The sequence below is a fragment of the Thiohalobacter sp. genome, assembly GCF_027000115.1.
In the GTDB taxonomy this organism is placed as follows: Bacteria; Pseudomonadota; Gammaproteobacteria; order Thiohalobacterales; family Thiohalobacteraceae; genus JALTON01.
On record NZ_JALTON010000060.1, the window covers coordinates 24,584 to 32,551 of the forward strand.

Genomic DNA, 7,968 nt, shown 5'->3' on the forward strand with positions numbered 1-7,968 from the left:
TCAGGCAGGACGAAGCAGGATCATGCCAAAGCCGAAGGCGCGGTGCCGCCCTACCCCCCGGCGCAACAAGTCCAGAAGGCCGCCATCCCCGGTGGCTTTGAGAACGCCGCGGAATTCGGCCTGTGGTCGAATCGCCTGTCGAGGATTGCGGGGATGATCCTGCGTCTTGCGCATCACTTTCCCCAGACGGAATGCGTTCACGTCTATATTCAGTATCTGGATGCCCTCCACGGCTTCGGCTCGGGTTCTGAACCAGTCCTGATACACCGTCGCGCGCTCCAGCGTCTCCTCCGGCGCCTGTTCGGTGGCAAGCAGGAAAACGTCCTTCTCGGTGCCTTGCCTGGCCTTGCGCCCCACGGGGCAGCACAATGCCTCGAAAGCGTAGTGCCGGTTCGGTGGCCACTCCTGCGGCAGGGCCTTGCCCTGAATCCCGTCGGCGGGACAGACCGCTTCCACGGATGGGGTGCCGAACCGGGCGAGGTGATCGCCGAGTGCGTCGGCCGGATGATCCGAATAGGCCAGGATGCGGGCTGGCAGGAATCGTCGCTGCGGCGGCCCTGGCATGAATAATCGCCAGCGTCCCGGTGCCCGATCACCAAAGGCAGCCTTGAGCCAGGCATGACCGAGATACCCCAGGTCCAGTTCGCCACGACCGGGATCCAGTCCCTGCTCGCGGGCGAAGGCCATGAAGGCCCTGGGGTCGAGAGTGCATTGGATCATGTAAAGAGGATTCATGTTCAGCCTCCGAGGATGCCTTCAGCCCGCTCCCGGCTGCCGGCAGGGAGCTGGTTGGCCCAGTCGCGCAGATCGTAGACACGGCGGATTTCACCACCCGTTCCTTTGGGGAAGCCCAGTTCGGCGGGCCAGCAGGCCTCCGCCTTTCCCGCCTCGTCCTGCGGTTGCCCGTTCCGATCCCAGCGAGGCACGTCGCGGAGGATGGCGAGGAGATCCGGCCCTTCGCGCACCGGTACCGGGTCGAGCAGGGGACGGGCGGGCAAGCAGGCCTTGCGGCCCAGGAACAGGGGACGAGCGGGATGCGCCAGGGCATCGCGCACGGCGTCGAGGTCCGGATTCCCTTCTTCCGCCAGAGCAAGGGCGACGGTCATGAGGCCGTCGGCCCAGTAGTGGCGATACCGGATGTGCGTGCCCTTCGTTGCCTCACCTTTTCCTCTACCCTCCGGTACACCCCTAGTGGTCCATCCTAAGGGCTCTTTACCTGTTGCATAACCTTTCATCTTAGGCTGCCCCAGATTGACAGTGTGGTAATCTACGATGCGTACCGGTAGTACGTCCCAGCGGGCGGCGTAGGCGAGTCGTGCCTGCAATGCCTCGAGACGTTCGAAATCACCATGCCCCCAGCCGAGGGCGTTGCCGACAAGACCCGTGAGCAGGCTGGTTCCGGGGAAACGCTCGATGAAACCATGTTGATCGATCATCACCCCGCCGAAGCTCATCAGTGGCGCATCCAGGCGCAAGATGAGGGCTTTCATGCCGCGCCTCCGAAGATGTATCCCAGAGCCTTCTCGATAGCTTCAGGCAGGGGCAGGACCGATTCCGATTCCCGTGGCCAGGGGTGACGGCTGGAAACCCAGCGGCCGGCGTCGGCTTTGCCGTACATTTGCTCCATGCCGCCAAGATAGTCGGCGGCCGCATCGGCGGACTGTTTCAAGGGGTGAACCTCGTCAGACGGTCTTACCGGCTGAAGATAGGCGTTGGCCAGGCTGCGGGGTTGACCTCTTCCGGCCTCCAGCAGCATCCATTCGGCGTGGGCGTAGGGTGCGGTGGCGCCCAGTTTGGCTCCCGGCGAGACCTGGGCGATGGCGTGGATCAGCCGTTCCAGCAGCTTTCGCGCATCTGCGTGGTCCTGCGCCTGCCAGTCCTTCGCGCTCGCCCCAGTAAGGTTGGAGACCAGCAGGGGGATATCCACGGCCACATAGCCGTAGAAGATGCCGGCGCCCAGTTCCATGTCACCCGCGTGGGCAGCACCGGTTTCCTCATCCTTGTTCAGATCGTCCACCACCGTGAAAAAGTCCACTTCCGTATCCAGTGCATGGGTGGTAAAGGCGTGGGCCACATGCACGGGCGCATCGAGGCGGGCAAGGATATCGGAAGTAACGAAACGGCCGAACAGCGCACCCTCGAAGCCGGCAGCCAGATCATGCGCTCCGGCTTGGCTCATGAGGGCCTTGAGGTTCTTTTTCCCCTCCTTGAGCTGTTGATTCAACCACTCGGTAGCGGCTTTTTCGTCGCCTTGTCCGGCAGCCTCCTGAATGAGCCAGACGAAGAAGTCGGCCTCGGGTCTGCCGAAAAGCACCGGCTGTTTCATGGCCAGGGTGTCTTTGTCCACGGCGTCCTTTTCTCCGGCCGCAGTGAGCAGGGCCTTGGCCAGATGCAGGGTGAGGGCATGAGCCAATGCCTCCTCCATGCCGTCTTTCACCAGTCGCGGCTTGACCTCGCGGCCGAAGAATTCGCGGGTACGGAGACCCGAGGGCAGATCGGTCTGTTCCATGAGCCATTCCCGCCAGTGGCGTTTCTGGCACTGGCTGGACACGCGCAGGCGCTCGCTGCCGCCAAACGGGATACGCTTGGCGAGTCCGGCGTCGTCGCGGTTGAGGAGGGTGGCGTGGTAGCTGGTGAGGAAGTGGATTTGCAGAAACATGAAATTTCTCCTTGTCAGGCAGTCTTCTTCTGTTGTTCGACGATGGTGTAGAAGTCACGGGCTACATGCCGGTGCACGCGTTCACGTTTTTCCGGGTCACGGGTCAGAAGCAGGCGGGCGGCGTCCTGCCAGTCGAAGGGGCGGGCCTTGGCGGCGAGAAAACGCACGGCGCGCAGGAACAGGGTCCGCCGGGTATCACCCTCGCTCTGCAGCAGGCGCTCGAGGCGCCCTTCGCTGTAGCCGCCCTCCCCCAGGGCCGTGCCCAGGCCGGTTCCGGAGCGGTGGGCATGCGGGACCATGAGGGCGATGCCAGCGACAAGGGTGATCCAGTCCGCCTCGTCCCGCTCCCAGGTTTCGGGCAGATGGCGCAGGGCAAAGCGGTAGAAATACAGGGGTGGGGGCTGGCCGGGCGTCATCCGTTTGAGTGCAGCGCGCTCGCCGGTGGGGAAGTGTTCGCTGGAGAGGGTGCCAGCAACGTGGGCGATGGCACGGGCAAGGGAGTCAGGCGATGTGCTCATGGCGGGCCTCCTTGAGGTCGGGGAAATATTTGTACAAGGCGCCGCAGAAGGTGCGACCGGCGGCGACCCGGGCGTGCCACAGGCGTCCGGCATGCCGGGGTAGCGACTGTTCGGCCTCTTGCAGCACGGTCTCGGCATGTCGCTTCAGGCGACTGGCCCAGTCCAGGCGTGCTTCGTCCTTGTTCAGGGAATCTGGCAACGACCAGAGCCAGGGAAAGTAGTCGTCGGACCAGAGGGTTTCGAAGCGGGAGGCAAACCGCTTCCACCAGGCGTTTGAGGTATCGTCGTCGAACGCCAGATTCTCTGGGGCGCCTTGCATGAGAACCAACACGGCAGGCTTCAGGATCCGGTTCCGCATGAGCCCGGCCAGCTCGATACCCTCCCTGGCCAGGAGAGCGAGGGGATCATCCGGTTGTAACCTGAACAGCCGCCGCTTTACCTGCGCGGGGATGGGAAGATGACGCTCGTGGAAACCGTCGGTCGTACCCTGCCCTCGCACCAGAACGGAGGCCAGCAACCATGTGTCCCCCTGCCAGTCTTCGCCCGGTTCCTGGAGGCGGGTACGGCGGATGGCGTCCTGGAAGAGGATGCGCCGCATCAGGTCAGCGGTCCAGCCATTGGCAGAGACGGTCAGCGCCTTGGCGCCCTCCTTCACGGAAAGATCCACCGGTAGCCAGGCATCCTCCACCAGGCCATTCAATTCCTTTGCGGCGATCCGGTTGGCATTGGAAGGTAGGCCTGCCGCGTTGAAGACGTGTTCATTGTCCCCTTTCAAGCGTATGCGTCGGCAGATTTCCAGGAAGAAGGGATCCAGATCCGACAGGTTGAGACTCGCCTTGCCGTCCCAGGGCAGCAACCAGACCAGTACCAGGCCATCGTCCCGGAAAGGGATGTTCCCGGCCAGCGCCTGGCGGCGGTGGTCTCGCAGGCGCAGCACGGCGTCGCGCCAGCGGGGAGCCTGTTTCCGGGAACGGGCCACCTCCACGACGGGACGGTTGCCGAAACCGCTGTTCATGCGGGCTATGCCATATTTCTTCTTGCCGAAGAAGCCGCTCATGGTCTGCAGGCTGATGAGAGCGTAGAGCCATTCGAAGGGTTCAGGCCGGGTGGCGCGAGCCCGTTTGACATCATGGTTCTTGGCGGTGGGCAACAGATCCAGAGTATCTGGCGTTTCGGCCAGGCGCTTGAGCTTTCCATGATCCGCCTTTGGCAGAGGTGGCTGCATGAAGGCCGGTTTCGAAAGGTCGTCCCCCACCAGCGCCCAGGTGTCGTCCCCCGCCTCACCGGCGAGCACCCGCAGACCATCGCGCCAGAAGGCTTCCTCACGCACGGGGTTCCAGTCACCGTCGCGGGCCAGAACAGCCCCGGCCAGATAACAAAGGAAAACGTGGAAGGCATCCTCCTGATGGCGCTGCAGCCCGTCGATGCGCTGCACGGTGTCAGCACCCAGGCCGGCGAGAAGGGCCGGCAGGTTGATGTATTGCCGGCCGTCGGCCGTGAACACGGGAATAAGAGGGTCGGTGAGCAGATTCATGATGTCTCCTTGCCTTCCAGGCCGTAGCGGGAGTAGGTGTAATGCCGATCGGCGCAGCGCAAGTGGATGACGCCACCCTCCTCGCTTTCCACCGTCACTGTGTCGTTGGGCTGTCCGGGGGCCAGGTGTTCGGGAATGGTGATCTCATGCAGGGCCTGACCGAAGGGGCTCTGGACATGCCGGTCCAGGGGCAGGCGCAGGGCGTCTGCTCCCAGGCGGGTGGCCACCTTGAGCCCCTGTTCGTTGAAGACGAAGTCACCAAAGCAGCGTTCGAAGGGGATGTTGACGGCTGCCGCTTGCTGGGCCTTGTGAATATCACTACCCAACACGTGCTGGCCGTGGCGTGCCCAGCGCGCGTCTTCTGCTTCGAGCAGAGACAGGGATTCGGGGTGGGTGGCGGCCTCAACCAGCCTGCGGTTGTCGGTGGGGATTTCGAGTGTGGGCGTTTCCAGCAGGCTTCGGCGGGTTTGCTCAAGTGAGCGCAAGTCCTCGTATATACCATTCGAATTCCGGCCGAAGCCCCAGCCTATACGCCGGAAGCGTCCTGCTACAAAACCCTGATCATCCAGCCCCGTCACCAGCTTTTCATCGGGTGTCAGAAGCAGGCAGCGGGCCTCCCCGAAACCTGTCGGACGGGGCCGATCATGCCGGTGCAGTCGGCCGAGACGTTGCAAGAGCACGTCTGCGGGTACGAGGTCGGTGACCAGCAGATCGGCGTCGATGTCCAGGCTCTGCTCCAGCGTTTGTGTGCCAATGATAAGTACAGGCCCGTCAGGCCCACCCTTGCCCATCCGGGCGCTCACGGCGGCGTCGAGCACCAGCCGGTCTTCAGGGGCGAAGCGGCCGTGATGGGGACAGGGCACCTCTTCGAAACTGAAGCCCCAGGCTGGGTTCATGCCCGGGTGGGCCTCCAGGGCGCGATGCAGGGTATTGGCCCGATTCACGGTATTCATGACTACCATGATCCGGGCGCCCGCTTGCAGCGCCTGGACGAGGCGATCGGCCAGCTTTTCGGGGATGAAGGCAAGGGGGGTTTCTTCGACGATGATGGATCTTGTTCGCGCCTCACCAGGACAGGGTGTAACGCTGCCATCGGCGCGGCTGAGCAGCGGATAAGCCAGGGTTTGGCAGTCTGTCACTGTTGGCGGCTGTACCCGGTTGGGGTTCTCGCCACGGGCCACCGCCAGGTAGCGTTCGCGGGCCTCCGCGCCCAGGGTCGCGGAGAGAAGCACGGCCCGGCCGCCCAACGCCAGGTGGTGTTCCAACAGGTGCTCCAGGAGACTGGCCATGTAGCGATCAGATGCGTGGACCTCGTCCACCACCAGGAGACTGCGAGCAAGGCAGGCGCCGCGGAGGTGGGCGTGTTTGGTCTGCACCGCCGAAAGCAGGGCCTGGTCGATGGTACCCACCGCCACGGTGGCGGCAAGGAAGCGCTTGGGATGCTCGATGGCCCAGACACGCTCCCGCCGCCGGGCCTGGTCGTCATCTTCCCAGATGTTGCCTGCCTCAGGCACCGGCAGAATCTGATCAGCGGGCAAGCCGTCCACTTGGGCGTAACCGGGCACAGCGAGGACGGTCACGGGGCGGCATGCGGGATCGGGGAACCAGCGGGACATGGTGTCGTGCACGCGGGTGTACAGCTCGCGGGCGGCCACGCGGGTGGGCAGGGCAAAGTAGAGACCCTCCACCTCACCGCCGGCGAAGAGGGTGAAGAACCAGTCCAGGGCGGCCTCCGTCTTCCCCGAGCCCGTTTCCGACTCGGCGATGAGCAGGCGGCTGGCCGGATCCGAGGGGTCTTGGCCATGCATTACCGTCTGCAGGGGGCGCGGAGTAAAGCCGAATCGTTCCTCGAAGGACCCGGGGCCCGGTTGCAGGACGGAACGCAGGGGACGAGCATCCAGCCCCACGGTCCGGAGTTCACGAGGGGCAGCCTCCCTGCTGTGTTCCAGGCGCGCCGCGGCGTCGGTGTTCTGGACGGGGAACCAGCGGGGGTGGGAACCGAGCCAGTCGGCCAACATCACCAGGCCGGCAAAGAGGTGCTGGAGACGGACAGCCCCAGGCAGGGGCGCCCCACCGGGCTCAAAGGCAGCCGGGAACGCCGCTTGGCTCCAGGTTACCAGCTCAGCGACCGCGGCCATGGGGTCGTATCCACCGTGGGGTTGCCAGTAGCCAGCGCTGGTGATCGCCCTGCCGGCCAGGCCCTCGTCGAATCTCACTGGGCGGCCGTGATGGGACCATGTGGCATGGAGATAACTCTCCAGTTCATCGCCCTCGTCATCGAACCAGGACTGGAGCCTGCCAACCTGGAGCGCCTCGGCAAAGGCCTGGTTCAGTTCGGCACGACCGGCGTCGAACAGAATCCCCAGCTCTGCCACATGACCGGCAGGTTCGAAGGGCGAGTCGGGGAAGACTTTGTACTGAAAGCCCAGGTTCGCCTTTCCCGCATCATGGAGCATGGCCAACACCGCCAACCGGTCGAGAATGCGATCATCAAGCATCCTTCCGGCGGCTGATTCCAGCGCCCGATGGAATCCAGGCAGGTCACAGAGCCTCCTGAAAACCAGCGCCACATCGATACAATGGCTTTCCAGTGGAAGACAATCTCGCTCAGAGAACTTGCCCCAGAAAATACAGCGGTCATGTGCTTGATCTAGCCCATCCTGCTTTGGATTAGCCTTCCTGTCCTGCATTTCTCCTCACCGTCCATAGCCCGGGCTGCTATGCGCAACAAGCATACCGTTCGTCACTACGCCCCCCTTGCCGGCCAACAACCCGTGCGAATCAGCCCTCTCCGTCGAACACAAACCGCCATCGCGTCCGCCCGCTGGCGTCGACCCGCTCGCAGGCCGCTTCACTGCGGGTCAGGTACATCGACCAGGTCTGGCGCGCGACCGGCTCGCGGTGCGTGAACACGCGTGGCGTCAGCAACGCCAGGTTGACGCCCGCCTCCGGGTCGCGCACCGACGCGTAGCGGATGACTTCCAGCGCCGCCGCGCGCGCGGCGGCGGCGAGCTGCTGGGTTGCGGTGTAGTCGGTCGGGTCGGTCCACAGGGCGCGGTCGCGATCGAGCGGCGGCAGAGTCAGGTCCAGCGCGGATTCGGAATGGCAGGCGGCGGCAAAGACGGTCAGAGTATGCGCCCGCATCGGCAGCTGCGTCTGCGGGGATTCTCGAAAGAACCGCATACGGTAGTGACACAGCTCCGCGAGCGCGGTCCGGGGGGTTTCCGAGGCGTAGAAGACCCCCTCCGAGGGGCCGG

General features: G+C 64.3%; 7 protein-coding genes. All 7 read right to left on the reverse strand.

Annotated features, from left to right (window positions below):
- A complete protein-coding gene (locus MVF76_RS12460; RefSeq protein ID WP_297529621.1) occupies positions 1–735 on the reverse strand; it encodes a type I-E CRISPR-associated protein Cas6/Cse3/CasE in 735 nt (244 codons plus the stop codon).
- A gap of 2 nt (positions 736–737) precedes the next feature.
- Positions 738–1,490 carry a type I-E CRISPR-associated protein Cas5/CasD gene (cas5e, locus tag MVF76_RS12465; protein ID WP_297529623.1) on the reverse strand — a complete coding sequence of 251 codons (753 nt, stop codon included), beginning with the start codon at positions 1,488–1,490 and terminating at the stop codon, positions 738–740.
- Positions 1,487–2,659 carry a type I-E CRISPR-associated protein Cas7/Cse4/CasC gene (cas7e, locus tag MVF76_RS12470; RefSeq protein ID WP_297529625.1) on the reverse strand — a complete coding sequence of 391 codons (1,173 nt, stop codon included), beginning with the start codon at positions 2,657–2,659 and terminating at the stop codon, positions 1,487–1,489. The genes cas5e and cas7e overlap by 4 nt, the downstream gene beginning before the upstream one ends.
- Positions 2,660–2,673: 14 nt before the next feature.
- Positions 2,674–3,177, reverse strand: coding sequence for a type I-E CRISPR-associated protein Cse2/CasB (gene casB, locus MVF76_RS12475; protein WP_297529627.1), 504 nt, complete (start codon positions 3,175–3,177; stop codon positions 2,674–2,676).
- Positions 3,161–4,711, reverse strand: coding sequence for a type I-E CRISPR-associated protein Cse1/CasA (gene casA, locus MVF76_RS12480; protein ID WP_297529629.1), 1,551 nt, complete (start codon positions 4,709–4,711; stop codon positions 3,161–3,163). Before casA ends, casB begins: the two co-directional genes overlap by 17 nt.
- Positions 4,708–7,401, reverse strand: a complete 2,694-nt coding sequence (gene cas3, locus MVF76_RS12485) for a CRISPR-associated helicase Cas3' (RefSeq protein ID WP_297529631.1) — start codon at positions 7,399–7,401, stop codon at positions 4,708–4,710. Before cas3 ends, casA begins: the two co-directional genes overlap by 4 nt.
- A 91-nt stretch (positions 7,402–7,492) precedes the next feature.
- Positions 7,493–7,968: RES family NAD+ phosphorylase (locus MVF76_RS12490; RefSeq protein ID WP_297529633.1), on the reverse strand; the 476-nt coding region annotated here is incomplete at its 5' end.

Excerpts from the sequence above, each read along its gene's own strand:
- MVF76_RS12460 (WP_297529621.1), bottom strand. The coding sequence starts at position 735 with ATGAATCCTCTTTACATGATCCAATGCACTCTCGACCCCAGGGCCTTC.
- cas5e (WP_297529623.1), bottom strand. The coding sequence starts at position 1,490 with ATGAAAGCCCTCATCTTGCGCCTGGATGCGCCACTGATGAGCTTCGGC.
- cas7e (WP_297529625.1), bottom strand. The coding sequence starts at position 2,659 with ATGTTTCTGCAAATCCACTTCCTCACCAGCTACCACGCCACCCTCCTC.
- casB (WP_297529627.1), bottom strand. The coding sequence starts at position 3,177 with ATGAGCACATCGCCTGACTCCCTTGCCCGTGCCATCGCCCACGTTGCT.
- casA (WP_297529629.1), bottom strand. The coding sequence starts at position 4,711 with ATGAATCTGCTCACCGACCCTCTTATTCCCGTGTTCACGGCCGACGGC.
- cas3 (WP_297529631.1), bottom strand. The coding sequence starts at position 7,401 with ATGCAGGACAGGAAGGCTAATCCAAAGCAGGATGGGCTAGATCAAGCA.